The 24,008-nt window shown below is 53.6% G+C and carries 23 protein-coding genes and 1 pseudogene; 15 read left to right on the top strand and 9 right to left on the bottom strand.

All coding sequences use genetic code 11. The annotated features are described in order from the left end of the window. The first annotated feature begins 36 nt into the window (after nt 1-36). On the top strand, nt 37-1,494 hold the full coding sequence (locus E0E17_RS18805) for an MFS transporter (RefSeq protein WP_130835696.1): 1,458 nt from the start codon (nt 37-39) through the stop codon (nt 1,492-1,494). A 110-nt stretch (nt 1,495-1,604) separates the two neighbouring features. Then, nucleotides 1,605-1,922: an EthD family reductase gene (locus E0E17_RS18800; protein ID WP_130835695.1), complete on the top strand. Its 318-nt coding sequence runs from the start codon at nt 1,605-1,607 to the stop codon at nt 1,920-1,922. A gap of 199 nt (nt 1,923-2,121) precedes the next feature. Here the strand turns inward: E0E17_RS18800 and E0E17_RS18795 are convergent, their stop codons facing one another. Continuing rightward, nucleotides 2,122-3,012: an F-box protein gene (locus tag E0E17_RS18795; protein WP_130835694.1), complete on the bottom strand. Its 891-nt coding sequence runs from the start codon at nt 3,010-3,012 to the stop codon at nt 2,122-2,124. A gap of 223 nt (nt 3,013-3,235) precedes the next feature. Between E0E17_RS18795 and E0E17_RS20280 the strand changes: the two genes are divergently transcribed. From E0E17_RS20280 to E0E17_RS18785, 3 genes are all read left to right on the top strand, one after another. Beyond that, nucleotides 3,236-3,373, top strand: a complete 138-nt coding sequence (locus E0E17_RS20280) for a hypothetical protein (RefSeq protein ID WP_165446266.1) — start codon at nt 3,236-3,238, stop codon at nt 3,371-3,373. Between the two features lie 722 nt (nt 3,374-4,095). Next, the gene (locus tag E0E17_RS18790; protein ID WP_130835693.1) at nt 4,096-5,073 is read left to right on the top strand and encodes an MBL fold metallo-hydrolase; all 978 of its coding nucleotides are present in this window, start codon (nt 4,096-4,098) and stop codon (nt 5,071-5,073) included. A 20-nt stretch (nt 5,074-5,093) separates the two neighbouring features. After that, nucleotides 5,094-6,005, top strand: a complete 912-nt coding sequence (locus tag E0E17_RS18785; protein WP_130835692.1) for a LysR family transcriptional regulator — start codon at nt 5,094-5,096, stop codon at nt 6,003-6,005. A 40-nt stretch (nt 6,006-6,045) separates the two neighbouring features. On the opposite strand, the gene E0E17_RS18780 is transcribed toward E0E17_RS18785, so the two are convergent. Next, on the bottom strand, nt 6,046-6,444 hold the full coding sequence (locus E0E17_RS18780) for a RidA family protein (protein ID WP_130835691.1): 399 nt from the start codon (nt 6,442-6,444) through the stop codon (nt 6,046-6,048). A 134-nt stretch (nt 6,445-6,578) separates the two neighbouring features. On the opposite strand from E0E17_RS18780, the gene E0E17_RS18775 reads away from it, so the two are divergent. Together E0E17_RS18775 and E0E17_RS18765 are read left to right on the top strand one after the other, a co-directional pair. After that, nucleotides 6,579-7,166, top strand: coding sequence for a TetR/AcrR family transcriptional regulator (locus tag E0E17_RS18775; protein WP_130835690.1), 588 nt, complete (start codon nt 6,579-6,581; stop codon nt 7,164-7,166). 398 nt (nt 7,167-7,564) lie between these two features. Next, nucleotides 7,565-8,494 (top strand): DUF7916 family protein, encoded by a 930-nt coding sequence (locus tag E0E17_RS18765; RefSeq protein WP_130835689.1) that lies wholly within the window; start codon nt 7,565-7,567, stop codon nt 8,492-8,494. Between the two features lie 102 nt (nt 8,495-8,596). On the opposite strand, the gene arsC is transcribed toward E0E17_RS18765, so the two are convergent. Both arsC and E0E17_RS18755 read right to left on the bottom strand, forming a co-directional pair. Then, entirely contained in the window at nt 8,597-9,052 is a 456-nt protein-coding gene (gene arsC / locus E0E17_RS18760; protein WP_130835688.1) for an arsenate reductase (glutaredoxin), read from the bottom strand. Nucleotides 9,053-9,232: 180 nt separating this feature from the next. Next, nucleotides 9,233-10,156: a Kdo(2)-lipid IV(A) acyltransferase gene (locus E0E17_RS18755; protein ID WP_130835687.1), complete on the bottom strand. Its 924-nt coding sequence runs from the start codon at nt 10,154-10,156 to the stop codon at nt 9,233-9,235. A 495-nt stretch (nt 10,157-10,651) separates the two neighbouring features. Between E0E17_RS18755 and E0E17_RS18750 the strand changes: the two are divergent. Continuing rightward, nucleotides 10,652-12,056: pseudogene (locus tag E0E17_RS18750) on the top strand (MFS transporter). 52 nt (nt 12,057-12,108) lie between these two features. Here the strand turns inward: E0E17_RS18750 and yjbD are convergent. Both yjbD and E0E17_RS18740 read right to left on the bottom strand, forming a co-directional pair. Then, nucleotides 12,109-12,414 carry a DUF3811 domain-containing protein gene (gene yjbD, locus E0E17_RS18745; RefSeq protein WP_130835686.1) on the bottom strand — a complete coding sequence of 102 codons (306 nt, stop codon included), beginning with the start codon at nt 12,412-12,414 and terminating at the stop codon, nt 12,109-12,111. 90 nt (nt 12,415-12,504) lie between these two features. Next, the gene (locus E0E17_RS18740) at nt 12,505-13,413 is read right to left on the bottom strand and encodes a LysR family transcriptional regulator (RefSeq protein ID WP_130835685.1); all 909 of its coding nucleotides are present in this window, start codon (nt 13,411-13,413) and stop codon (nt 12,505-12,507) included. A gap of 123 nt (nt 13,414-13,536) precedes the next feature. Between E0E17_RS18740 and E0E17_RS18735 the strand changes: the two genes are divergently transcribed. The 4 genes from E0E17_RS18735 to E0E17_RS18720 all read left to right on the top strand — a co-directional run bounded on the left by E0E17_RS18735 (nt 13,537) and on the right by E0E17_RS18720 (nt 17,793). Next, the gene (locus E0E17_RS18735) at nt 13,537-14,850 is read left to right on the top strand and encodes an MFS transporter (RefSeq protein ID WP_130835684.1); all 1,314 of its coding nucleotides are present in this window, start codon (nt 13,537-13,539) and stop codon (nt 14,848-14,850) included. Between the two features lie 15 nt (nt 14,851-14,865). Continuing rightward, complete coding sequence (locus tag E0E17_RS18730; protein WP_130835683.1) at nt 14,866-15,954, top strand: tartrate dehydrogenase; 1,089 nt, start codon at nt 14,866-14,868, stop codon at nt 15,952-15,954. 209 nt (nt 15,955-16,163) lie between these two features. Beyond that, the gene (locus E0E17_RS18725) at nt 16,164-16,781 is read left to right on the top strand and encodes a TetR/AcrR family transcriptional regulator (protein ID WP_130835682.1); all 618 of its coding nucleotides are present in this window, start codon (nt 16,164-16,166) and stop codon (nt 16,779-16,781) included. 85 nt (nt 16,782-16,866) lie between these two features. After that, nucleotides 16,867-17,793 carry an alpha/beta fold hydrolase gene (locus E0E17_RS18720; protein WP_130835681.1) on the top strand — a complete coding sequence of 309 codons (927 nt, stop codon included), beginning with the start codon at nt 16,867-16,869 and terminating at the stop codon, nt 17,791-17,793. A gap of 38 nt (nt 17,794-17,831) precedes the next feature. Here the strand turns inward: E0E17_RS18720 and E0E17_RS18715 are convergent, their stop codons facing one another. The 3 genes from E0E17_RS18715 to E0E17_RS18705 all read right to left on the bottom strand — a co-directional run bounded on the left by E0E17_RS18715 (nt 17,832) and on the right by E0E17_RS18705 (nt 20,541). Further along, complete coding sequence (locus tag E0E17_RS18715; protein ID WP_130835680.1) at nt 17,832-18,572, bottom strand: SDR family oxidoreductase; 741 nt, start codon at nt 18,570-18,572, stop codon at nt 17,832-17,834. A 106-nt stretch (nt 18,573-18,678) separates the two neighbouring features. Further along, the gene (locus E0E17_RS18710) at nt 18,679-19,476 is read right to left on the bottom strand and encodes a hypothetical protein (protein ID WP_130835679.1); all 798 of its coding nucleotides are present in this window, start codon (nt 19,474-19,476) and stop codon (nt 18,679-18,681) included. Between the two features lie 45 nt (nt 19,477-19,521). Continuing rightward, nucleotides 19,522-20,541, bottom strand: a complete 1,020-nt coding sequence (locus E0E17_RS18705; protein WP_130835678.1) for a LacI family DNA-binding transcriptional regulator — start codon at nt 20,539-20,541, stop codon at nt 19,522-19,524. A 299-nt stretch (nt 20,542-20,840) separates the two neighbouring features. On the opposite strand from E0E17_RS18705, the gene E0E17_RS18700 reads away from it, so the two are divergent. From E0E17_RS18700 to E0E17_RS18690, 3 genes are all read left to right on the top strand, one after another. Next, the gene (locus E0E17_RS18700) at nt 20,841-21,863 is read left to right on the top strand and encodes an ABC transporter substrate-binding protein (protein ID WP_439654645.1); all 1,023 of its coding nucleotides are present in this window, start codon (nt 20,841-20,843) and stop codon (nt 21,861-21,863) included. A gap of 63 nt (nt 21,864-21,926) precedes the next feature. Continuing rightward, nucleotides 21,927-22,745, top strand: a complete 819-nt coding sequence (locus E0E17_RS18695; RefSeq protein WP_130835676.1) for an ATP-binding cassette domain-containing protein — start codon at nt 21,927-21,929, stop codon at nt 22,743-22,745. After that, the gene (locus tag E0E17_RS18690; RefSeq protein ID WP_130835675.1) at nt 22,742-23,992 is read left to right on the top strand and encodes a sugar ABC transporter permease; all 1,251 of its coding nucleotides are present in this window, start codon (nt 22,742-22,744) and stop codon (nt 23,990-23,992) included. Before E0E17_RS18695 ends, E0E17_RS18690 begins: the two co-directional genes overlap by 4 nt. The last annotated feature ends 16 nt before the right edge of the window (nt 23,993-24,008 follow it).

Raw genomic sequence — 24,008 nt, 5'->3', positions numbered from 1 at the left:
CTTATTTGGAACCAATCGGTTCCATAGTGAGGCGTTATGTCCCAAAATAATCTGGCTATACCCGAGCCTCGCCGCTGGGCGATGTTTAGCGTTCTGTTGGTGGGATCCTTTTTGCCGCCGCTCGATTTTTTCATTGTTAACGTTACGCTTCCTTCGATCAGAGGAGAGCTGGGCGCCTCGTCTTCGGCCGAGCAACTGATTATTTCCTGTTACGCCGCGCTGTATGCCGTGACGCTGATTACCGGCGGGCGGTTGGGTGATCTGTATGGTCGCGGGCGGATGTTTTTCCTGGGCTTGTTCGGATTTATCGCCGCCTCGCTATTGTGCGGCCTCGCATGGTCGCCCTGGGCACTTATCGCCGGACGCGCCTTGCAGGGGGTGTCGGCGGCAATCATGGCGCCTCAGGCGCTGGCTTCGGTGCAGGTGATCTTCCCCGAAAAGGAGAAGCCGCTGGCACTCAGCCTCTATGGCGCGGTGTTTGGCCTGGCTGCGGTGATCGGCCAGGCATTGGGTGGCGTTCTGATTTCGCTGGATCCGCTCGGCATGGGATGGCGGACGGTTTTCCTCATCAATCTGCCGGTGGCGATACTGGTCATAGTGTTCGGTATTCCCCTCCTGAAGAAAACACACGGACAACGGACAGGCAAACTGGATCCGGGCGGTATGGGATTATCGATGCTGGCCCTGGCGTTGCTGGTCGTGCCGCTGATCGAAGGACGCGAAGTGGGTTGGCCGCTGTGGTCGTGGCTGTCGCTCGCCGCAGCGCCTGCAATGGCAGTGGTTTTCTGGCGCTATGAAAGTCATCTTGCCCGCACCGGGGGCGCTCCGCTGCTCGAGCCCGCAGCCCTGCGCGCACCGGGACTGGGCCGCGCCCTGTTAATCGCCCTGTTGTTCTATACCCTCGGGGCCTTCTTTCTGCTGTTCTCGATCTATCTGCAGAATGCGCTGCAGGTGAACGCCCTGAACGCGGGCCTGGTGTTTCTGCCGTTTGGGGCGGGTTATTTGCTCGGGCCGCTGGCGACGCCACTCTGTAAACGTCTCCTCGGCACCTGGATTACGCCAGTCGGTATGGCACTGGAGGCGATCGGCCTGCCTGGTCTGGCCGGGTTGATCACGACAACCCCGATCGGCGTAACGCCCGCATCAGCCCCGCTTGCCGTCATCCTTTTTGTGATTGGTTTTGGACAGGGGTTCGCGATGCCGGTGCTGATGCGGATGATCACGGGCCGCGTTGCGCCTGCTTATGCGGGCATGATCGCCGGTATTGCCAGCTCAACCCTGCAGGTCAGTACGGCGCTCAGCGTGGCGGTAATCGGCGGGGTTTTCTACAGCCTGGCGGGCGTGTTCGCAGATCCGGCAACACTTACGCAGGCCTTTATCGTCGCGATCCTGTGCATTGCATTTTGCCTCGCTGTCGGCGTAATCCTGGGCATGACCCTTGCCCGTCGCACCGATGCGGTTCCTGCCAGCCAGCGCCGGGTCGCCGGCGCATGAACGTGGCGGAGAGCCGTTACGTCACGCTATTCCAGCGTGATACAGCGTCAGCTTCAGGCTGTATCGTTTTAACCACGCCTGTACAGGCCACATCAGGAGTTACATCAGAAATGAAAGCCAACAATTCTCAGGTCACCGTTTTCGTCTATTACCAGGGCACAGCGGAAACCCGTTTTGACCGGGACTTTTTCGTCACGCGTCACCTGCCCCTGTGTATGGAATCCTGGCAGCAGTATGGCCTGCTGAGTGTCACCGCGTTTTTCCCTGCACTGCAACAGGAGGGTACCATCGCCATTTGTGAATGTGTTTTCCGGGATGAAGCCGCTGTCGAGGCCTCATTCAATTCTCCGGAAGTGCCAAAAGTGATGGCGGATGTTCCCCTTTATACCGATGCCACGCCACAACGCGTTCGCGCCGTCGCACTTTAACGCAGCAATGATTTAATCCGGCCCGGCATCCGCCGGGCTGGCTGGCGCCGTACAAGCCTGGCCCAGGAGTCAGGGTTATAACCACCTCGCCAGCAGGAAGGTCGAGTGACAATAATTTATATTTATACGATGCTTTAGACGCGTGAAATTAAATCATTTTTTAACGACGCAGGCAGTTAATATGATTTTCCTTCTGGCATCACTCAGCAAAAATTAAATAAAAAACCTCTCTTTCCTGCCTGTTTCTAATACTGCCTGCGAGCAGCGCAACTCTTCCATAAATGTCGTCAGAAGTAAACTTTTTCGTTACAGTCGGGGAAAATTGATTAATGACGTCTCCTGCTAAGAACATGTCACTCCAGGTATTCCGATACTTTTCAATTAACTCCTGCGTGAATATATGGCATCCTTCTTTAGATTTCATTTCTGAAAGATAGTCAAGCAACGCACTCATTAACGCGGCCAGTACCAAGCCGCTGTCAAATTTATTTCGCTTAAAAAGAATATTGGCTTTACAGAATATAGCTTCAACAGCTTTTTGATTCCATTGTGATTTATCGAATATTAATGATGAACGCTGCTCTCCCTGCAGATAACGCGACCGGTGTGCAGCACTAAGTTCAGGTGACATGGCATTAAAAATATCCCGCACAGGAATATTTTTAGTAAAATCGGCATGGTAGTAACAACTTAATACCAGGCGAGGTAGTTGATGATCAAGCCATCCCGATTCCCGTCTGAATAAAGCTTTTCGTGTCAGCGCGGATGCTTTAGCTGTGACAGCCCTGAATAACACTCTTTTACGATAACATTTCATTTTACCCGTGATTGTATCATTGTAAAAATCGCTTTTAATTTCCTGGACGCTTCTTACAGAAGAAGCAATAGAGGGATGTGTCAGTCGAAATTTGCCATAATCCTTGGGAGGAAGATGGAGAGCGATATATTCCAGTATCTCCGGAGGGAGATTTTGTATTCCTGTGACATGACAGCCCATGTTGCTGTTGACACCAGACTCACCGTCAGGCAATTCCGTAAGATGACTTGCTTTCTGAGATGCTAAAGATGATCCTTCAGAAACAACCTGCATAATATCCTCCTTTGCAATAAAATTAATCAGGTTATTCTGTATTACAGTAAAATAATTTCAAATAATCACCAGGCAGCGAAAAATATTCAATTATAATTTTATGCGAAATAATTAATTACCGCTTCCTTCACCTATCCATCCCGTTGGTAGGTCGTATCACGCTCCTGAGGATTCCCGGAAAATCTGTAACGCTTAATATGCGCTTTCTTTTCGGAGATCGTTTATGTTGAGTGTAAAAACCCTTGTTCAATCAATATTATTGATTGGTTTTGGACAAAGGTTCGCGATGCCGGTGCTGATGCGGATGATTACGGGCTGCGTTGCGCCTGATTATGCGGGCATGATTGCGGGTGTACTTTAAGCAGCAGGGATTTAACCCGGCCCCAAAACCAGGGGGCCGGGTGATACTGTCATGCAAAAAATTGAGTGCCGACAGCAACGACAAGCTTCTGTCTTATCAGCAATAGTCGGTCTAATGGCTTTAGGGGTTGCTTAAGCCAGTTTAAATTCAGCTCGCGGCTTTAAAGTGAGCTATGGTTTCGTCCCAAAAATGTCTGCTACGGAATAGTCTTCATCCACTTTCACATAACAATTCGATCTGTATAAGTTATTGGCTGGCCGTGAACAACTTTCCTGATCAATGCTGATTAATGGGGCAGCTCTGTTCAGACAATCCAGGCCAGAATTCGGGTCATTCTTTGATGCGATCCACTCCGGGCTGCGCATGTTCAGTACGCGTGTAACCTGAGCCGCCATAGCAGTCCGGGCTTCAGGTTCACTCTCTGTGATTCTGTATTTATACTATCCGTCTGATGTGCCGGGTAAGGCAGGGCAGAAATAACCGTCATAGTTTCACCTCTCCGATAAAATTCCACAGGCTACATAATATGGTGGAAAAATACTTTCAAATAACCGGCTCCTGATACAGGGAAGGTAAATTATAAAATTTTTTATTCGCTATTTTCATTCATCAAAGCTTTTCGCCCTCACCTATCCATCCCGTTGATAGGTCGTATCACGCTCCTGAGGATTCCCGGAAAATCTGTAACGCTTAATATGCGCTTTTCTTTTCGGAGATCGTTTATGTTGACTGTAAAAACTCTTGCTCAATCAATATTATTTGTCGGTGCGTTTCAGATGTTGCCAGCGCTTTACGCCACAGCTGCTGTACCTCAGCATGTCATGCAGCAGCAGGCCGGGGGCTATAGCGTGCAGGTGGGCACCATTCGCATTACCTCACTGACTGACGGCAGCGTACCGCAAGACTTGTATAAGCTGTTGCAACGAACTACTACGCAAAATATCGACAGGCTGCTGGCGAAAAACTTTCAGGCCAATCCGGTGGAAGCCTCGATCAATGCCTTTCTGATTGAGTTGCCCGGCCATAAGGTGCTGGTTGATACCGGCTCCGGTCAGCTGTTTGGTCCTGGCAACGGCGGCAGATTGATTGAAAGCCTGGCGACCAGGGGTATTCATCCCGCTGATATCACCGATATCCTGTTAACCCATGCGCACTCGGATCATTCAGGCGGCATGGTAAAAGATGGCCAGCGGGTATTTGCTAACGCGACGGTACATATCGGCAAGCCGGATATTGATTTCTTTTTCAATGATGCAAGCCTGCAAAAAAGTGGTTATGACCAGAGCTATTTTGCTATTGCCCGCAAAACGGTAAAACCTTATCTCGATGCCGGCAAAGTTCGCACTTTTTCCGGCAGCGAAGAGGTGCTTCCCGGTATTACCGGCACGGTTCACCCTGGCCACACGCCAGGTTCTGCTTTTTATACGCTGGTTAATAACGGCGAAAAGATAACTTTTGTCGGCGATATCATCCATGTCGCGGCGGTGCAGTTCCCGCAACCCAATGTTACTATCGCTTACGATAAAGATGCGGACCGTGCGGCCCGGGTGAGAAACAGCGCTTTTGCCGACTTTGTTAAAAATAAAACATTAATTGCCGCGCCTCATCTGCCGTTTCCGGGTATCGGCTATGTGGCAAAAAATGACCACGGCGGCTATGCGTGGGTGCCGGTGACATACACAAACCGCGCCGGTAACTGAGTCCATTGAAGGATAAATGAATGACGCGTATCTCAGACATCGATATCGATCTGCTATTGACCTTAGATGCTCTGTTGACCGATCAGAATATTACCCACGCCGCCATTCGTTTAGGGATCAGCCAGCCCGCCATGTCGGCCAGACTTGCGCGGCTGCGTCACTTGTTTGGCGAACCCCTTTTTATCCCCTCCCCACATGGACGTGGGGTATTACCGACGCCGGGGGCGGAAATGCTCCGCCCCCGGGTTGCTCTTGCTTTGCGCAGTCTTGCCGCGCTGCTGGAACCGGCCAGTTTTGATGCGGCAAACAGCAACCGCACCTTTGTTATTGCCTTGCATGAGAACCCGGCGCTGACGCTGGGCTCCGATCTGCTCAACCACATCAGAAAAGCTGCTCCCGATGTTCGCCTCCGCTTTGTCTTACCCGAAATGAAGCTTTTGCCGACCCAGCTTGAGAAAGGCGAGATCGATATTTACATCGGTATCAACGCAGGCGCACACGACGGCTGGATCAGGCGGAAACTTTTTGATGATGAATTCGCCACCGCCCAGCGTAAAGGCCATCCCAGAGGACAGGAACCGCTGGACCTCAACACCTTTTGCGCCCTGCCTCATCTGGTGGTTTCATCCGTGGGCGATCCTTTTACGGGATTTATCGATCAAACGCTGGCAGGCATGGGACTGCAACGAAGTGTGGTGATGTCAACGCAGAGCTACGCCATGGCACCACCGGTCATCGCCGGCACCGATCTGCTCTGCACCTTACCGCGTCGTATGCTGCAGCGCTTTGCTGAAACCCTGGATCTCTTTTCTCCTCCATTACCACTGTCGCCGATTGTCATCAGCATGTACTGGCATCCCAAAAACCATCACGACCCGGCCAGCAAATGGTTGCGCTCACAGCTGCTGGCGGCAGCGGGTCTGGATAGCTGAACGGAAGAGGCGGGAAACTGGCTTGCCCGCCCTCTCATCCTCAGGCTTTTTCCGGAATACGGGCGATCACCTTGATTTCGAAATCGAATCCGGCAAGCCAGTTAACGCCAAGGGCGGTCCAGTTGGGATAAGGTTTCTGGCTGAAGACCTCGCTTTTCACTTCCATAATGGTGCCGAACTGATTTTCAGGATCAGTATGAAAGGTGGTCACATCGACAATATCCCCGAAAGTGCACCCGGCGGCAGCCAGCGTGGCCTGCAGGTTGTGGAAAGCCAGCCTCACCTGGCGGGCAAAGTCGGGTTCCGGCGTGCCGTCTGCGCGGCTTCCCACCTGTCCGGAAACAAACAGCAGATCGCCGGAGCGGATCGCGGCTGAATAACCGTGTTCTTCATATAAAGCGTGTCTGTCTGCTGGAAAAATTACCTCACGTTGCGTCATGGTGACTCTCCTCTTAATAGGTATGGTTGCACTAAAAACTACCCAGGGTATTCCGCAATTCTATATACTTCTCGTATGTGAATTAGAATCCACATACACATCGTATGTCAATCATTATAATGGAGTGAAGAAGAATGACCCCAAGGCGTCGCGTTGATACCATGAGAGAAAACCGGGAAAAGCTGATTGCTGCTGCCCGTAAAGCCTTTGCAGTTAAGGGTTTTGCTGCCGCTTCAATGGATGAACTGACAGCGGATGCCGGCCTCACGCGCGGTGCGCTCTACCACAACTTTGGCGATAAAAAAGGGTTACTGGCGGCTGTTGTCGCGCAGGTTGATGGCGAGATGGCCGCACGCGCCAAAAAGAGCGCTGAGGATGCCGCAAATGACTGGGAGAGAATGCTGGCAGAAGGCGCTGCCTACATCGAGCTGGCACTGGATCCTGAAATTCAGCGTATTGTTTTGCTGGACGGCCCCGCTTTTCTGGGCGATCCCTCACAATGGCCAAGCCAGAATGTCTGCCTGCAGGAAACACAACGGGCTTTGGCCACGCTGGCAGCGGACAAGATAATTAAACCGGTGGATATTGAAGCCGCTGCCCGCCTGCTTAATGGCGCGGCACTGAATGCGGCGTTATGGGTGGCGGCCAGTGACGAGCCCCGCCAGACGCTGCCCAAAGCCATCAGGGCTTTTCAGTATTTTGCCTCAGGGCTGCTGGCTTAGCCGTAACGTTCCTGGTGAATCCGGGCCAGAAAGCTCTTTACGCGCGGAAACTGGCTAAATCCGCGCGGGTAAAGCAGATGATGCGCGCTGACCGGCAGGCTGAGATCCTCCGCAAATACCCTGACCCGCTTGCCGCTGCGCAAACAGGTTCTGGCCGCTGGCGGACTGAAGAGGTTTTTTTGCATAAAGTATGATGTAACTAATTAGCCGCCTTATCGTTATTATTTGAAATACTCCCGTCCCGCATAAGCCAGGCAAAAAATCTTTCAATAGATTAATTATTTCATCCACATTTATGGTTAATTAGAGCAGACGCGTTCCCCGCTTTGCCGGTTATTCACCAGGCAGGTTCAGAGAGTGGAATTCAGACAGGCGTTAATCATTAAGGAAAAGAGAACATGCAAAACAAACGGTTACTGGACTGTTGCGCTTCTGACATGATGCAAATGGATAAACAGGCCCTGCTGTACGCTATCCGCGCCAGCGAAGGACGTGTGCTGGTGAGTGAAACCATCGCCATTACCCAACCCCTGCTCGGTAACGTCACCAATGCAGAGCTTGCCGCTTCCCAGGGCGCGGATATTTTGCTGATTAATATGTTCGATACGGACAATCCGGTCATCCAGGGACTGCCTGCTGACATCACGCCGGAGCAACGGTTACGCGAGCTGCAACGCCTGACGGGTCGCATTATCGGTATCAATCTGGAAGCGATCGATCCTGAATTTGCGGCGAATCATGATGATATGTGGAAAATGAAACCGGGCCGGGCCGCTAGCGCAGAAAACGCCCGTAAAGCGATTGACATGGGAGCCAGAGTCATCGTCTTAACCGGCAATCCTAACAACGGCGTCAGTAACCGCGCGCTGGGGCTGGCACTCAGAGAGATTCGCGAAGCAACAGGCGACAGTGCAGTGCTGATTACCGGAAAAATGCACGGTGCGGGCATAGTGCGGGAAAGCGGCAGCGACATTATTACCGAGAAGGATGTCGCCTGGTTTGCCGAACAGGGCGCCGATATCATTCTGCTACCGGCGCCAGGTACGGTACCGGGCATGAGTCAGGAAAAAGTCGCTTCGCTAATCGCCTGTGCGCATGCCAACGGTGCCATGGCGATGACGGCGATCGGTACTTCTCAGGAAGGTGCGGACGTCACTACCATTCGGCAAATTGCATTAATGAGTAAAATGGCGGGTGCCGATCTGCACCATATTGGCGATACCGGCTATATGGGCGTGGCGCTGCCGGAGAATATTCTCGCCTACAGTATTGCGATACGCGGTATCAGGCATACCTATACCCGTATTGCGCGTTCGGTGAACCGGTAATAACTATTCCGGACGGGAGGCGTTACGGTATTAATGGTAATCTCAGATAGCGGAATGCCGCCGCCTCCCTCCTGTAACAAAACGATTAAAGCCTTTTAAGGCTCAGGGGCGTTCTTCATAACCATCCATATACTGACTGATACGCTTACCCTGTTCATCAATCAGCGCGTCCCCATTCTCTTTGCTAAATGCCCCTTGTTGTGGATCCGGCAGAATATCCAGCACGGTTTCAGCCGGACGGCAGAGCCGGGTACCAAGCGGCGTCACGACTATCGGGCGGTTAATCAGAATGGGATGCGCCACCATGGTATCCAGTAATTCATCATCGCTGAGGCGCGCTTCAGCCAGCCCCAGCTGAACATAAGGCTCGGTATTTTTGCGCAGCAGATCGCGCACGCCGATGCCCATGTCTGTAATCAGTTTTTGCAGCTCAGTACGCGACGGAGGCGTTTCCAGATAGTGGATCACAGTAGGCTCCACGCCGCTGTTGCGAATCAGCCCCAGCGTATTGCGCGATGTACCGCAGGCCGGGTTGTGGTAGAGAGTAATATCAGTCATAAAATTCTCCGCTCCAGGATCAAACCTGCTTCCCTTTCCAGTTGTTAAGTTGAAAGGTGCAGAAGCAGCGTGGGGAATGGTAGATGCCAGGGTAGCATACCCGCGCAGTAATGTTATCACTCTTACTGGCGCAGCGCTTCTCTGCGCCAGTAAGTACAGCCAGCGCGCCGGGCTGGCGGATCAGTAGCGCGAAGGTTCACCTGCAGGACGGGTTTTAAAGCGCCGGTGCAGCCACATATACTGTTCCGGTGCCATCCATACCGCTTTTTCCACCGCCTGATTCATACAGGTTGCCGCCGCAACGTCACTCTCCAGTGATATTTCGTCACTGATATCCGGCAAAATCACCAGTTCGTAACCACGCCCATGCGGCAGACGCCGGGGAACAAAGGGCACGACGGCGGGACTGGCGCTACGGATCAGCATATAACTGCCTACGGTGGTTGCCGCGTTCTGCACAGCGAAGAAAGGCGCAAAAACGCTACTGCGCGGGCCGTAATCATGGTCAGGCGCATACCAGATGATTTCATCACGCTTCAGCGCCCGAATCATACCCTTCAGATCTTTGCGATCCAGCATACTTTTATTCGAGCGCATACGGCCGCGGGTCTGCAGCCAGTCGAGTAATTTATTGTCATTCGGGCGGTAGACGCCAATGCCAGGATTCTGCATGCCGAAGACGCGCGCGCCAAGCTCCAGGGTCAGAAAGTGCATGCCAATAAGGAGTACGCCGCGCTGTTTTTCCCGCGCCTTTTGCATATGCTCGTAGCCGGTAACGGTGCACCACTTATTGATACGCCAGTCTGGCCAGAACCAGGCTATACCGGTTTCCAGTAACCCCATGCCAACAGATTCAAAATTCTGTTTCAGCATCGCTTCACGTTCGGCTGCGGGCATGTCGGGAAAACAGAGTTCCAGATTCCGGCGGGCAATAAAAACACGGCGCGGTATAAAGCGCATGGCCGCCCTGCCCACGTTACGCCCCAGAAAAGAGAGCAGCGGATAAGGCAGCAGGACAATAACATACAACAAAAAAATACCGATCCAGGTTAGCCAGTAGCGAGGACGAAGAAGCTCGGATGAAAATTCAGGTAGTCTGGTCATATTTAACGGTTCAGTCTGCTTTCTGCACCTGAAGTGCCCTCAACAGCTTACATTTCAAAGTGTTGTAATTGTATATTCCAACGCCCGGCAAATTCAACATTACCCCTGTCCGCAACAGGCACGGCAATGACGGTCAGCACCGACAGCCAGAGCGGCAGTAGAGGTCAGTGGGCTGTAACCTGCTGAATAACAGTGATATTGCCCGGGGAGTGAAATCTCTCTGCCGGACCAAAAGCAATCACAGAATTCAGATAACCGCCTGAGCGTTGTATGGCCTGAAATCAAGCATATCGACAATGATTTCCAGGGTCGCTGGCTCACGATTTCTTTGATGAAGATGGCAGGCCTTATGATGAAGCTGAAAACAATTAATCAAATCGCTTATTCTGCAGGCAAGTTAACCGGTTAAAGCCTTGTACTGGCGTTAAAGACTCATCAGATCTTTGCGTCAGTACAGCTCTGCTGTGCTCTACACCTAAAAAAGCTAAAATATCCATGGAACATTCAGCCAGTAAAATTCCGCTCAAAGAGCTTACCTCCTGTTTTGGTTATGGCATGGGCCAGTGCTTTAATTTCGGGCTGGTCGGAAGTTTTATCCTCTGTTTTTAAACGGATGTTTTGGGTATTTTTCAGGTGGCGACAAGCTTTATTTTTTATGCGCGCGCCTATGGGATGCCATTCATGATCCTCTGATTGCTGGCATCATGGATACGTTACATTTGCGCTCAGGCAAGTTTCGTCCTTTTATGCTGATCGCGCCGGTGTTAATCGCTCTTGTCACGGTGGCGGCCTTTTATAATATCGATGCCAGCCTGACCACAAAAACCCTTTATGCCGGCGTCACCTGTACCTTGTGGGGCACACTTTATGCCCTGTCTGATATTCCTTTCTGGTCCATGACCTCCGTGATGACCGGCGAACCTCAGGAGCGCGCCAAAGCGGAAACCTGCGCCATGCCTGGGGTCAATGCGGGTACTGGCGCCACGCTGATTCTGTTCCCTTATCTGATTAAATTCTTCGCGCAATACAGTCAGGATGGCGGTTATTTTCTGGGTGCGGCAGCACTGATACTGTCAGGCGTAGTGTTAATGCTGAATGGCTTTTTTAACGTTAAAGAGCGTATCCGTAGTGCGGAAAATGAAAAAATTACGCTGAAGCAAACATTCATTGCCGACTGGAAAAACAAACCCCTGTTTTTCATTCTCAGCGCCTTTTTCATGAATGTGTTTTCCAACGTGCTCGGCAACCTTTATATCTATTCTTTACCTGTAACATCAGGGATGCCGCGCTGGTTTCTGTTCTCGGCTCCATTACCCTCGCCTGCGCGCTGGCTTGCCTGGGCCCCCAGTGGCTGACGCGACGTTTTAAAAAGCGCGATCTGTTTATCGCGTTATGTCTGCTGGAAATTGTGGCGCGTCTGGGCTTCTGGTTTACCGGCTATCACAGCGCAACCAGCGTGCTGGTCTGGCTCACTCTGATAACGGCTATTTTTATGATGACCAACTCGCAGATCTCGGCAATGATCGCCGACACGGTAGAAGATTCCTGCTACCACACCGGAAAGCGTTGTGCTGCGATGACCGTCTCCGGTCAGACCTTCACTGACAAACTCTCTGTTGCTGTGGCAAGCGGCGCTTCCGGCTTGCTGTTATCGCTGTCTGGTTACATTCCCAATACCACGCAGACGCCGTCCACGCTGAATAGTTTATTTTTCTGCGTGGCTTTGCTGCCAGCGATAGGGGCGTTGCTGCGCATCGTTATCATGAGTAAATATAAATTTACCGAAGACGAGCATGCAGTTATCAAAGCCGCGTTGCGAAAAGGTGTGTTTCATCCTTCGGTAACAGGAGACAGCGAGACGCCAGAAGGGATCAGAAAGGGGATTATTCAGCCGGAGTAAGTCGTAACGCGGGTAGTGAAGCGGGTCGCTGCCCGCTTCGTCCCGTTGCGGTTTATCGTCTGCCGCGCACCACCGAGGCTGACCAGCTAAAATCTTTCACTTCTTTCTCTGTCAGCGTCTCCGGTTTCTTCTTCCGTGGCGGCTTACTGGCAGCACGCGCTTTCGCTTCTTCTTTTTCCTGTTTCTCAGCCATGATGGTTTGCCGGGCTTCAGTGAGAAGCTCCTTCTCTTTCTTACTGTCAGGTTCCTTACCGCTACGCAGCCGGTACTTTTGCACCAGCCTGTTGAAGGTTTCATCCACGGCCAGACGCTCCTCAGCGCTGAACTGATCGATGGAAATCATCTTCTTTTCGTTCATAAATATTGCCTGGTAAAGTATGCGTGGCGTCAGCTTAACAGATAGCTGCGCAGTAAAAGGTGATTTCGCGCTGAGGCTGCGGTTAAAACGTCACAACCCTGCGGTTAAAGTATCCGCTTCCCTCGTCAGGATAGTCAGTAATCCGTTAACCAGTCGATCGCTATTGCCCTGATGCCAGATCACGCTCAACGGTAGTCCTTTCACCTTTTCATTCAGAACCAGTGGAATATAGTGAACCCCATCGCTGTTCATATTTTTATAAGACGCCGGCACGATGGCTAATCCCAAGCCTGCCGCCACGAAACTTAAAATTGTCTGTTTCTCTTCGGCAAACTGCGCCACCACCGGCTCCAGCCCCTCGGCTTTGAATATATTCATTGTCAGATCGTGACTGTGCGGGCGGGTTTTACGCTCGGGAATAATCATCGCCTCGGTTGCAAAGTCATGCACACTTACGCAATTTTTAGCCACCAGAGGGTGATCCGCAGGAACGGCGAGCACACAGGTTTCATCAGTAATAAAACGCGACGTCAGGCTGACATCCATATTTTCCGGCGGGCGGGCAAAGATAATATCCAGCCATCCTGATTTGAGACGGGGAAGCATATTTACGGTTTTATCTTCCGTCAGATGAATATCTGCTTCCGGAAACTCCCTAATAAAAAACTGGATAAGCGTTGGCATCAGACCGCGTGCTGCGCTGTCAATGACGCCAATGCGCAGCGTCCTTTTTGCTACCTGCGACCCTTTTCTGAAGCGCCGGGCAAACGCATCGAACTCCGCCACCACTTTTATCGCGCCGTGAAGAAAATCGGCCCCTTCCGGCGTCAGGGAGACATTACGTGTTGATCGGTTCAGCAGACGTACGCCGAGGTCATCTTCCAGTAAGCGAATAAAACGACTCAGTGACGCAGGCATCATATTCATGCGTTGTGCTGCCCGTCCAAAGTGAAGTTCCTCACCTGTAGCGATAAAACAACGTAGCTGATTTATATCCATTTTTGCCTCACCCGCGCATTATTCAAATAATTTATATAAATTCCTCACGGCGATAAAGCAAGCCGAAAATGCATACTGAAAGACATAAAAAATAACCCTCTGACAACCCTGGAGCACCCGAACATGAAAACTGATCTCGAAAAAAGGGTCATGCGCAAAATTACTTTGCGCATTGTTCCTTTCATTATGCTGCTCTATTTCATCGCTTTTCTCGATCGTGTGAATATCGGTTTTGCCGCACTGACCATGAATCAGGATCTGGGTTTTTCTCCAACGGTCTTTGGTCTGGGCGCAGGGATATTTTTTCTCGGTTACTTTCTTTTTGAAGTGCCCTCTAATCTTATTCTGCACAAAGTAGGCGCCCGCATCTGGATTGCGCGCGTTATGATCACCTGGGGCCTGGTTTCCGGCTGCATGGCCTTTGTACAGGGCACCACCAGCTTTTACATTCTGCGCTTCCTGCTGGGCGTGGCTGAAGCCGGTTTCTTTCCCGGCATCATTCTTTATCTGAGCTACTGGTTCCCGGCGGCGCGTCGCGCCCAGGTTACCGCTATTTTTATGGCGGCCGCCCCTCTCTCTACGGCGCTGGGATCGCCGGTTTCTGCCGCCCTGCTGGAAATGCACGGCATGCTGGGTTATGCCGGCTGGCAATGGCTGTTTGTGCTGGAGGCTCTGCCAGCAGTAGTGCTGGGCATCGTTGTGCTGTTTTATCTGACCGATCGCCCTGAAAAAGCGCACTGGCTGACGGATGAAGAGCGCCACTGGCTGCAGGACACGATGCAGGCCGAAGAGCAGGCGCGCGTCGCCAGTCATGGTCACAGCAGTGTCTGGCGTGGTCTGGCCGATCGGCGGGTACTGGCGCTGGCGCTGGTTTATTTTGGCACTTCAGCGGGTCTCTACACGCTGGGTATCTGGTCACCGCAAATTATCCATTCGTTTGGCGCCTCGTCACTGGCGATTGGCTTCCTCAACGCCATTCCGGCAGTGACTGGCGTAGGCGGAATGATCCTCTGGGCACGCCATTCGGACCGTACCGGCGAGCGCAGCTGGCATGTGATTGGTGCCTGTCTGCTGGCCAGTGCCGGTCTGATTTACGCGGGCACCGTCAGCTCGCTGCTAACCGTTATTCTGGCGCTGACGCTGGTTAACCTCGGAATTAGCGCTTCCAAGCCGCCATTATGGAGTATGCCTACCCTCTTTCTCTCCGGTCCGGCTGCCGCTGCAGGCATCGCCGCAATCAACTCTATCGGTAATCTCGGCGGCTTCTTCGGCCCGATGATGATTGGCGTGATCCGCCAGCAGACCGGCAGTTATGAGTGGGGCCTCTATTTCGTGGCTGGCCTGCTCCTCGTTTCCGCGGTTGTCGTTTTATGGCTCTCATCCGGTCAACGCAAACGGCAGGCCGCTAACCTTTCACACCCTGAAATTCATTCTTAATATCTGGAGATCCTTATGCGTAACTATTCGATTGCAGCTATTCCCGCCGACGGTATTGGTCCGGAAGTGATTTCCGCTGGCATTGAGGTGCTGCGTGCGCTGGAGCGCCAGAATAGCGAGCTGCGATTCGCTATTAAAACCTTTGACTGGGGCTCTGACTATTACAAAAAGCATGGCGTGATGATGCCGGAAGATGGCCTGAAGACGCTGAAAAAGTTCGACGCGATTTATTTTGGCGCAGTAGGCGCACCCGATGTGCCGGACCATATCACGCTGTGGGGTCTGCGTTTGCCCATCTGCCAGGGGTTCGATCAGTATGCAAACGTGCGCCCTACCAAAATTCTGCCGGGCATCATTCCGCCGTTACGCAACTGCGGTCCGGGGGATCTCGACTGGGTGATCGTGCGTGAGAACTCCGAAGGCGAGTATTCAGGCAATGGCGGTCGTGCGCATCGCGGACTGCCGGAAGAAGTGGGAACGGAAGTGGCCATTTTTACCCGGGTCGGCGTAACGCGCATCATGCGTTATGCCTTTAAACTGGCGCAGTCGCGACCACGGAAGTTACTGACCGTGGTGACCAAGTCCAATGCTCAACGTCACGGTATGGTGATGTGGGATGAAATTGCCGCTGAGGTTGCTGAGGAGTTCCCGGATGTCAGCTGGGATAAGATGCTGGTTGACGCCATGACACACCGTATGACCCTGCATCCGCAGAGCCTGGATACTATCGTTGCCACTAACCTGCACGCCGATATTCTTTCTGACCTGGCCGGGGCGCTGGCGGGCAGCCTGGGGGTAGCCCCCACCGCGAACATCGATCCGGAGCGCCGTTTCCCCTCCATGTTTGAACCTATTCATGGTTCGGCCTTTGATATTACCGGCAAAGGCATCGCCAACCCGGTCGCCACCTTCTGGACGGCGGTACAGATGCTGGAACATCTGGGGGAGCGGGAAGCCGCTGCGCTGGTGATGGAAGGTATCGAACACGCCTGCAGTAAAGGCATTCTGACGCCGGATGTAGGCGGAACAGCCAGTACAGCAGAAGTCACCCGCGCCGTGGTCAACTTCATTGACGCCAAAATGCCGCTGGCCGCGACGGCATAATCGTCAGTCACAACAAAGGACAGGCCCGACTTATTGCGTCGCTCAGACGAGTCGGGCCTGTTCGCCTCTGCAACACTGTCTTCCCCTGAGCGCTTTTAAGAGCCGCCGCTTATACCTTCTCCGCTTGCAGCCTGCCCCGATGACAGGGACTTGCCGTCGACGAAAATTTCTGTCATTTTGGAAACATTCATTTCCTTATTGGGTGTAGTATGACGAAAGCGCTTAATGTGCAGAGCCGGGTGAAAGAGCGTGGCCGCCCCCGGGAATTTGATATTGACCAGGCGCTGGAACGGGCCATGCTCGTTTTCCGTCAGAAAGGCTTTCATGCCGCCTCAATTGCGGATTTAAGCGAGGCGATGACGCTGACGGCCGGCAGCATTTACAAAGCGTTTAAAGACAAACGTAGCCTGTTTCTTCAGGTGTTCGAACGCTATACCTCTGAACGTAATGCACAACTGCGCCAGCGTCTGGCGCCGCTCGCCACCGGTCGGGAACAGCTGGCGGAACTGTTGCGCTTCTATCTCGATTCCGCTCATCAGGTGGAAGGCAGGCGAGGCTGTCTGGTGGTTGGCAGTGCCGTTGAGCTTCAGGTACTGGATGAGGAGCTTTCCACCCTGGTAGGTGAGGCCGTGCGGCGCAATAAAGCCTTTCTTATCTCTCTGCTTGAGCAGGGTCAGCAGGATGGCTCGGTATCGCCCCATCTCAACAGCGAGACGGCCGCAGAACTGATCCTCTGCATCGCCTTTGGCATGCGTGTGGTGGGAAAAGTGGAAGACCTGACAGACAGAGAAGAGACGATACGCCTGGCGATGAAGCTTCTGGATTAACGTCATAACCGCGCCATGAAAGCGCACTTTCTTGAACAACCGCCTTGCCGCACTGGCAAGAACAACAACATCAGGGGGAATTGAGATGACACATCGCGCAATACCTGAACTCCGCCAGGCACATGCAGAACCTGCCAGCTGGAGTGATAAAACAGTGCCGGGTTTTGAACACCGTTATGCCACGATAGAGGGCGTCAGAATACATTATGTCACCGGCGGCAATCCGGCGGGCGATACCCTGGTATTACTGGCGGGTTTCCCACAGAGCTGGTATGCGTGGCGGAAAGTGATGCAGCAGATGGGCGCCACTTATCATATTGTTGCGCCCGATCTTCCCGGCCAGGGTGATTCTGACCGGCCGGAAACGGGCTACGATACCCGTTCTCTGGCGGAAAAAGTACACGGACTGCTGAGGCAACTCAGGATCCACCGCTATTTTCTGGCCGCCCATGATGTCGGCGCCTGGGTGGCCTGGCCCTGTGCGGCGCGCTATCCGGACGAGGTGAGAAAGCTGGCGCTGCTGGATGCGGGAATTCCGGGGGTCACCCTGCCAGAGGCGCTGCCCGTCTCGCCAGACAACGCCTGGAAAACCTGGCATTTTGCTTTCCATACCCTGCCCGATCTGCCGGAAGCGCTGATTGCCGGACGCGAACGTCTTTATCTGGAGTGGTTTCTGAAAAGAAAAACGGCGGCACCGGATACTTTTTCTGATGAAGATATCAACGAATACCTGCGCGTATTCTGCTCCAGCGGCGGGCTACGCGCGGGTCTGGCCTTTTACCGGGCCGTGACGCAGTCAGCTCAGCAGAACCGGGACTTACAGGCAAAAGGGAAGCTGAAAATGCCGATACTGGCAGTCAGTGCCGGACAGGGCTCCATCGCGGATATGGCGGCGCCTTTACGGGCTTTTGCGGATGAGGTCACGGGCGTGGTGGTGCCTCACTGCGGGCATTTTCTGCCGGAGGAACAGCCTCAGGCGATTGCCAGAGAACTGAGCGCCTTCTTTATCTGACCCGCTTGCTGTTGTGCGTACGCCGCGTGAATTCTGGCTTACTCCATGGCGGTCGGGCGTAACAGGATTTCGTTAATATCGACGCTTTCCGGCTGGCTGATGGCAAAAGCAATAGCCTCAGCCAGGGTATCAGCCGGGATCGCCATTTCGTGAATTTTGCGTACCTGCTCTGCGACCGCCTGGTCAGTGACGCTGGAAGGCAGATCGGTATCAACCGGACCCGGAGAAATAAGCGTGCTGCGGATGTTATAAGGCGTCATTTCCATGCGCAGCCCTTCAGAAATGGCGCGTACGCCAAATTTTGTGGCCGAGTAGACCGCGCTGGTCGGGCGTACCCGGTGGCCGGAGAGCGAGGAAATATTAATGATATGACCGCTTTTCTGGCTCTTCATCACCGGCAGCACGGCAGCGATACCGTACAAAGTGCCTTTCAGATTGACGTCGATAGCGCGCTCCCAGTCCTCTACCCGCAGCTGGTCGAGGCGGGAATTCGGCATAATACCGGCGTTATTGATCAGCACATCAACGCGGCCAAACACTGTTACCGCCTTTTCCACCAGCGCTTCAACGTCCAGCCGGTTCGTGACATCTGTCTGCACCACTTCCACCCTGCCGCCGGAAGCCACAATGTCGCGGGCAAGCGCTTTTAGCCTGTCCAGACGCCGGGCGCCCAGTACGACACAGGCGCCTTCAGCGCTTAAGCGTCGTGCCGTGGCTTCGCCAATGCCGCTGCTGGCTCCGGTAATCACCACCACTTTGCCGCTGATATTCATGTTCATACGCTGCTTTCCTCACCCGAATCAGGAGACAGTCACCAAAAAGTCAGAGCTTAAGTGTAGCCGCTACTGCACCGGGAACAGACTCTCCTGCTGCCTTTGCTGGCAGTTAATCGAGATCTAATTTGCGTTTTATTTCAGCGGGCAGAAAAACCCCCATCCCCAGACGTAAAATTCTGCCATCGGATATCAGGTCCCAGTCCCGCTCCGGGCTTGTGCATTGCAGATAACGGTCGTAAAACCTGTTCAGGCTTTTCAGCGCAATGGCCAGCGGGTCCCGCTGCTCAGAGGGAACTGCCTGTAACGAGGCAAGGCACAACTGTTCAGCCAGCCGGGCATTGATTGCCGCGGTAGCCACTTCTGCGGAAATATGTGCGGGAATTAACTTTTCATGCCAGTCAGAGAATCCGGCCTGATAAGGATCAGCGGGGCGAGCCATGCCCAGGTAGGTGATATTACAGGCGAAATTATACTGACAACAACGCCAGGCGTATTCCCTCTCCTCTGGCGTAATATTTTTCTTCTGCAGGTCAGCCAGGGATGGCAGGAAATCGTTTGAGACAGCAAATTGTTCATTATTGTGAAAGATTTCCTGCGCAAGGCCAAAGCTCTCCCAGTCAGTATCACCGCATTTCAACGCAGCCATACCGTATTGTATCAGCAGTAGATGCAATCTTTTTTTCTGGTCAGGGGTTATCTCTTGCGGGCGTTTTAAAATAGCTTCAGTGCAGTTAACTTGCGCAAATATGGCGCTATTTAACGCGATTTTTCCTGATTCGTCACGTTCCTTCCTGCGATGAATTTCCTTTTTCAGAAGGGAAAATTGCCGTTCTGTTTCCCGGAGAAAATCCGCAGCCTGTGACTCCGCCGCCACAAACGGCGTTGCATGATGCAATCTAATGCGCATACCTTCCACCCTGATTTTGTGCAGGTTCTACCCTTGTCAGGCGGGCTATTGTTTCACACAAAACAGCGGGGGAATTTCAATTAACTGCCTTTCAGTAGAGCCGTCATCGATAATTTTAAACACCGCCTCCAGCATGGCCGGGACATCCTGCCTGACCATTTCAATGTCATACCCCAACAGCGCCACAAAGGGATCCCAGTCGAAGCAGCCCATTGCCAGCTGGTTTTCACCGCTATAGCCGGCCGCTGACATCCATCTCATCACCCCTTCCAGCGAAATAGTGGAGTTCACAAACAGCCCGGCAATCGGCCGATCACCCTGTTGCTGATAAACCCGCAGGGCATTTTCTGATTTTTCCGGCGCATAGCCGCAGGCCAGAATATTGGCTTCGGCCACCTGCAGGCCAAACTCATGGTGCGCATCGGTAAAGCCGCGCAGGCGCTCGGTGGTGTTGTGATCGCTGCGCCGCCCGCCCACGAAGATCAGCGGCTGTGCCTGGCCCAGGCGTTTTTCACCGTTGCGCAGAATGCGGCGCGTCAGCTCTTTTGCGCCGCCATAGTTATCGGAAATGACCGAGGGCGCCAGCTTGCCGGGGAGATCAAGATTCAGGGTCGGCACCCCGGCCAGAGTACAGATAGTGGTGATTTTATCAGGGTCAGTGGCACCGGTTGAGATCATCCAGTCCACCTGATAGGAGAGCATGGCGCTGGCCGCTTCAATTTCCAGCGCCGGATCGCGGCGGGTGCAGGTAATAATCGGGAAAAGCCCCCGTTCACGCGCCATCGCTTCAAAGCGTTCGACGATCGACCCGAAATAGCGGTTATCGTATTTCGGCACAATCATCCCGATAATTCTGGATTTTTCACTGCGCAGCAGGCTGGCCTGTTTGTTTAACGCATAGCCCTGCTCCTCAGCGATGCGGGTAATCTTTTCTGCCAGCTTTGCACTGATTCGACGCTTTTTCCAGCTACCGTTGAGCACTGAACTTACCGCGCTGGCGGATGCGCCGCTCAGTTCAGCGAGATCATAGATAGTGGTTTTCCTGTTTTTCCTGCTTTCAATCACAAATTTATATCTCCCTTTTTGGCTCAGCTTGACACTAATTTTCAATAGTGACAATCATGCTCCATCGATTGAGCAAATGTAAAGTCGATGAAACCAGAATGTAATAACAATGAAAAAACGTTGAGGAAAAAGCCAGCCGGGAGAAGCCTGTATTTCCTTACAGACCCCCTGATGTCCCGCAGCACCTTTCTCCGTCCCGTTTTTCAGTAGCCACTGTTCCGGCCAGCATGCCCGGAAATGCGCTGAAATGTTTTCCCGTCCAACCGAGGAGAAGAGAGATGAGTTATCGCAATGTACTAATGGCATCCGCTGTCGTGATGGCTTGCGTTGCAGGTGCTGCCCGGGCTGCAGACTCCGCGACCGTGGCGTTTCTGATGCCCGATCAGGCGTCTACCCGCTATGAACAGCATGACTATCCGGGTTTCAAAACTGAAATGGCGAAACTGTGCGCCGACTGTAAGGTGATTTATCAGAACGCCAATGCCAACGCCTCACTGCAGCAACAGCAATTCAACTCTGTGATCGCCCAGGGAGCGAAAGTGATTGTGCTGGACCCGGTGGATTCCTCTGCCGCCGCGGGCCTGGTGGAAATCGCCCATTCGCAGGATGTCAAAGTGATCGCCTATGACCGCCCGATCCCCGATAAACCGGCGGACTTCTACGTCTCCTTTGATAACGAAGGGATTGGCTATGCGATTTCAAAATCGCTGGTCGATCATCTGAAAGAGAGCGGCGTGCCGCAGGGCGCGGGCGTGCTGCAGATTAACGGCTCCCCCACCGATGCCGCGGCCGGACTGATTCGCGACGGTATCCATCGCGGGCTGAAGGATTCAGGTTACAAAACCCTGGCTGAGTACGATACGCCGGAGTGGGCACCGCCCAAAGCGCAGGAGTGGACAGCTGGCCAGATCACCCGCTTCGGCGATCAAATCAAAGGGGTGGTTGCGGCTAACGACGGTACGGGTGGCGGTGCCATCGCTGCCTTCAAAGCTGCCGGGGTCAACCCGCTTCCTCCGGTTACCGGCAACGATGCCACCATCGCCGCGCTGCAGCTGATTATTGCTGGCGATCAGTACAACACCATTTCCAAACCCTCCGAGATTGTGGCCGCCGCTGCTGCCAACGTGGCAATGGAACTGATTCAGGGCAAAACCCCCAAAGCCAGCACCACGCTGTATAACACGCCTTCCCAGCTGTTTATGCCTGCGGTGATCACGGCGAAAAACATCAAAGCCGAGATCTTCGACAAGAAAATCGAGAACCCGGCACAGATCTGTACCGGTGAATACAGCGCAGCCTGTAAGAAAGCAGGTATCCAGTAATTCAATAGTGATACGTCCGTAGCCTTGTCTGCGGACGTCTTTTTATCTGACCAGGATATATCCATGTTGAATGAAAATAACAAGGCGCCTGCTACAGCACAGCCGATACTGAAACTCAGCAAGGTTTCGAAAAATTTCGGCGCGGTTTCTGCGCTGACCGATATCGATCTGGAGATCTATGCGGGGGAGGTCGTGGCGCTGGTGGGTGACAACGGCGCCGGGAAATCGACGCTGGTGAAAATTCTTGCAGGTGTGCATCAGCCAACCTCAGGCACGGTCGAATTTGAGAGCAAACAGGTTCATCTCGATAGCCCCGGCAAAGCGCTGGAGTACGGTATTGCCACCGTGTTTCAGGACCTGGCGCTGTGTGAAAACCTCGATGTGGTTGCCAATCTGTTTTTAGGTCATGAGCTCGCCCCCTGGCAGCTGGATGAGGTCGCCATGGAAGTGCGCGCCTGGACCCTGTTACAGGAACTGGCGGCACGTATTCCCTCCGTGCGTGAACCTGTCGCTTCCCTCTCTGGCGGTCAGCGCCAGACTGTGGCGATTGCTCGCTCGCTGCTGCTCAATCCCAAAATCGTCATGCTGGATGAACCCACCGCCGCGCTCGGCGTGGCCCAGACCGCTGAAGTGCTGAACCTGATTGAGCGTGTCCGCGCACGTGGCCTCGGCGTGATTATTATCAGTCACAACATGGAAGATGTGCGCGCCGTGGCTGATCGCATTGTGGTGCTGCGCCTGGGACGTAATACCGGCATTTTTACGCCCGATGCTTCCAACCAGGAACTGATCGCGGCGATCACCGGCGCCACAGAGAATGCCGTTTCCCGTCGGGTCGAGCGTAAAACGCAGCAAAGCCAGCCTGGAGGTCTGAAACCATGAACACTACCCTGAAAAAAACGCCTGCCGCGCTCGATCGCAGCGATGAACGCGTGCAGCATAACGAAAGCCTTTCCGGCGTACTGCGCGCGTTTATCGCCCGCATCAAAACCGGCGATCTGGGCATGTTGCCGGTGGTGCTCGGCCTGATCCTGATTTCTACCGTGTTCAGCATCCTTAATCCGGTGTATCTGGCGCCCAATAACCTGGTCAACCTGCTGTTTGACTGCGCGACTGTCGGGTTTATTTCGCTGGGCATCGTCTGCGTGCTGATGCTGGGCGAGATCGATCTCTCTGTGGGTTCCATGAGCGGACTCGCCTCGGCGATTATTGGCGTACTGTGGGTCAATATGGGCTGGCCCGTGGCTGCCGCAATTGCCATGGCGCTGGTGGTCGGCGTGCTGGTGGGGCTGGTCTATGCCCTGCTGTATAACCGCCTCGGCATGCCCAGTTTCGTCGCCACGCTGGCCGGACTGCTGGCACTGCTGGGCATGCAGCTCTATATCCTGGGTCCATCCGGCAGCATTAACCTGCCCTATATCTCACCGCTGGTGCGCTTTGGTCAGATTATGGTGATGCCCGGCTGGTTTGCTCATCTGGTTGCCCTGCTGCCTGGTGTACTGATGGTGATTCAGGGCGTCAGAACCCGTGCGCGCCGTGCGCAGGTGAACCTCTCCTCCGAGCCAGTGAGCGCCCTGTTAGTACGCGCCATTGTGCTGACGGCGGTCTTTGAATTCGCGGTTTTCTACCTGAACATGGGCCGCGGCATCCCCTGGATCTTTGGCCTGTTTGTGGTGTTTGCGGCGCTGCTTAACTACGCGCTGAAACGTACTAAATGGGGACGCTCAATGTTTGCCGTCGGCGGCAACCGCGAAGCGGCGCGTCGTTCCGGGATCAATGTGCGGGCAATTTATGTCAGCGCTTTTGTCCTCTGTACCACCTTCGCCACCATTGGCGGGATTCTGGCTGCCTCGCGTCTGGCATCCGCCAGCCAGCAGGCCGGTACTGGCGACGTCAACCTGAATGCTATCGCGGCCGCGGTGATTGGCGGAACCAGCCTGTTTGGCGGCCGTGGCAGTGCCTGGTCGGCGTTGCTGGGGATTATCGTCATTCAGTCTATTTCCAACGGCCTGACGCTGCTGAATCTGCCCTCTTCGCTGCGTTATATGATCACCGGCGGCGTGCTGGCCATTGCCGTTATTGTCGACTCACTTGCCCGGCGCTCTCGTGTCACGCACGGTCGTGCCTGAACATCCCTATTTCAAC

Source organism: [Erwinia] mediterraneensis (genome assembly GCF_900604315.1).
In the GTDB taxonomy this organism is placed as follows: Bacteria; Pseudomonadota; Gammaproteobacteria; order Enterobacterales; family Enterobacteriaceae; genus Pantoea; species Pantoea mediterraneensis_A.
This window is presented reverse-complemented; position numbering and strand designations above follow the sequence as displayed.

Excerpts from the sequence above, each read along its gene's own strand:
- E0E17_RS18805 (WP_130835696.1), top strand. The coding sequence starts at position 37 with ATGTCCCAAAATAATCTGGCTATACCCGAGCCTCGCCGCTGGGCGATG.
- E0E17_RS18800 (WP_130835695.1), top strand. The coding sequence starts at position 1,605 with ATGAAAGCCAACAATTCTCAGGTCACCGTTTTCGTCTATTACCAGGGC.
- E0E17_RS18795 (WP_130835694.1), bottom strand. The coding sequence starts at position 3,012 with ATGCAGGTTGTTTCTGAAGGATCATCTTTAGCATCTCAGAAAGCAAGT.
- E0E17_RS20280 (WP_165446266.1), top strand. The coding sequence starts at position 3,236 with ATGTTGAGTGTAAAAACCCTTGTTCAATCAATATTATTGATTGGTTTT.
- E0E17_RS18790 (WP_130835693.1), top strand. The coding sequence starts at position 4,096 with ATGTTGACTGTAAAAACTCTTGCTCAATCAATATTATTTGTCGGTGCG.
- E0E17_RS18785 (WP_130835692.1), top strand. The coding sequence starts at position 5,094 with ATGACGCGTATCTCAGACATCGATATCGATCTGCTATTGACCTTAGAT.
- E0E17_RS18780 (WP_130835691.1), bottom strand. The coding sequence starts at position 6,444 with ATGACGCAACGTGAGGTAATTTTTCCAGCAGACAGACACGCTTTATAT.
- E0E17_RS18775 (WP_130835690.1), top strand. The coding sequence starts at position 6,579 with ATGACCCCAAGGCGTCGCGTTGATACCATGAGAGAAAACCGGGAAAAG.
- E0E17_RS18765 (WP_130835689.1), top strand. The coding sequence starts at position 7,565 with ATGCAAAACAAACGGTTACTGGACTGTTGCGCTTCTGACATGATGCAA.
- arsC (WP_130835688.1), bottom strand. The coding sequence starts at position 9,052 with ATGACTGATATTACTCTCTACCACAACCCGGCCTGCGGTACATCGCGC.
- E0E17_RS18755 (WP_130835687.1), bottom strand. The coding sequence starts at position 10,156 with ATGACCAGACTACCTGAATTTTCATCCGAGCTTCTTCGTCCTCGCTAC.
- yjbD (WP_130835686.1), bottom strand. The coding sequence starts at position 12,414 with ATGAACGAAAAGAAGATGATTTCCATCGATCAGTTCAGCGCTGAGGAG.
- E0E17_RS18740 (WP_130835685.1), bottom strand. The coding sequence starts at position 13,413 with ATGGATATAAATCAGCTACGTTGTTTTATCGCTACAGGTGAGGAACTT.
- E0E17_RS18735 (WP_130835684.1), top strand. The coding sequence starts at position 13,537 with ATGAAAACTGATCTCGAAAAAAGGGTCATGCGCAAAATTACTTTGCGC.
- E0E17_RS18730 (WP_130835683.1), top strand. The coding sequence starts at position 14,866 with ATGCGTAACTATTCGATTGCAGCTATTCCCGCCGACGGTATTGGTCCG.
- E0E17_RS18725 (WP_130835682.1), top strand. The coding sequence starts at position 16,164 with ATGACGAAAGCGCTTAATGTGCAGAGCCGGGTGAAAGAGCGTGGCCGC.
- E0E17_RS18720 (WP_130835681.1), top strand. The coding sequence starts at position 16,867 with ATGACACATCGCGCAATACCTGAACTCCGCCAGGCACATGCAGAACCT.
- E0E17_RS18715 (WP_130835680.1), bottom strand. The coding sequence starts at position 18,572 with ATGAACATGAATATCAGCGGCAAAGTGGTGGTGATTACCGGAGCCAGC.
- E0E17_RS18710 (WP_130835679.1), bottom strand. The coding sequence starts at position 19,476 with ATGCGCATTAGATTGCATCATGCAACGCCGTTTGTGGCGGCGGAGTCA.
- E0E17_RS18700 (WP_439654645.1), top strand. The coding sequence starts at position 20,841 with ATGGCATCCGCTGTCGTGATGGCTTGCGTTGCAGGTGCTGCCCGGGCT.
- E0E17_RS18695 (WP_130835676.1), top strand. The coding sequence starts at position 21,927 with ATGTTGAATGAAAATAACAAGGCGCCTGCTACAGCACAGCCGATACTG.
- E0E17_RS18690 (WP_130835675.1), top strand. The coding sequence starts at position 22,742 with ATGAACACTACCCTGAAAAAAACGCCTGCCGCGCTCGATCGCAGCGAT.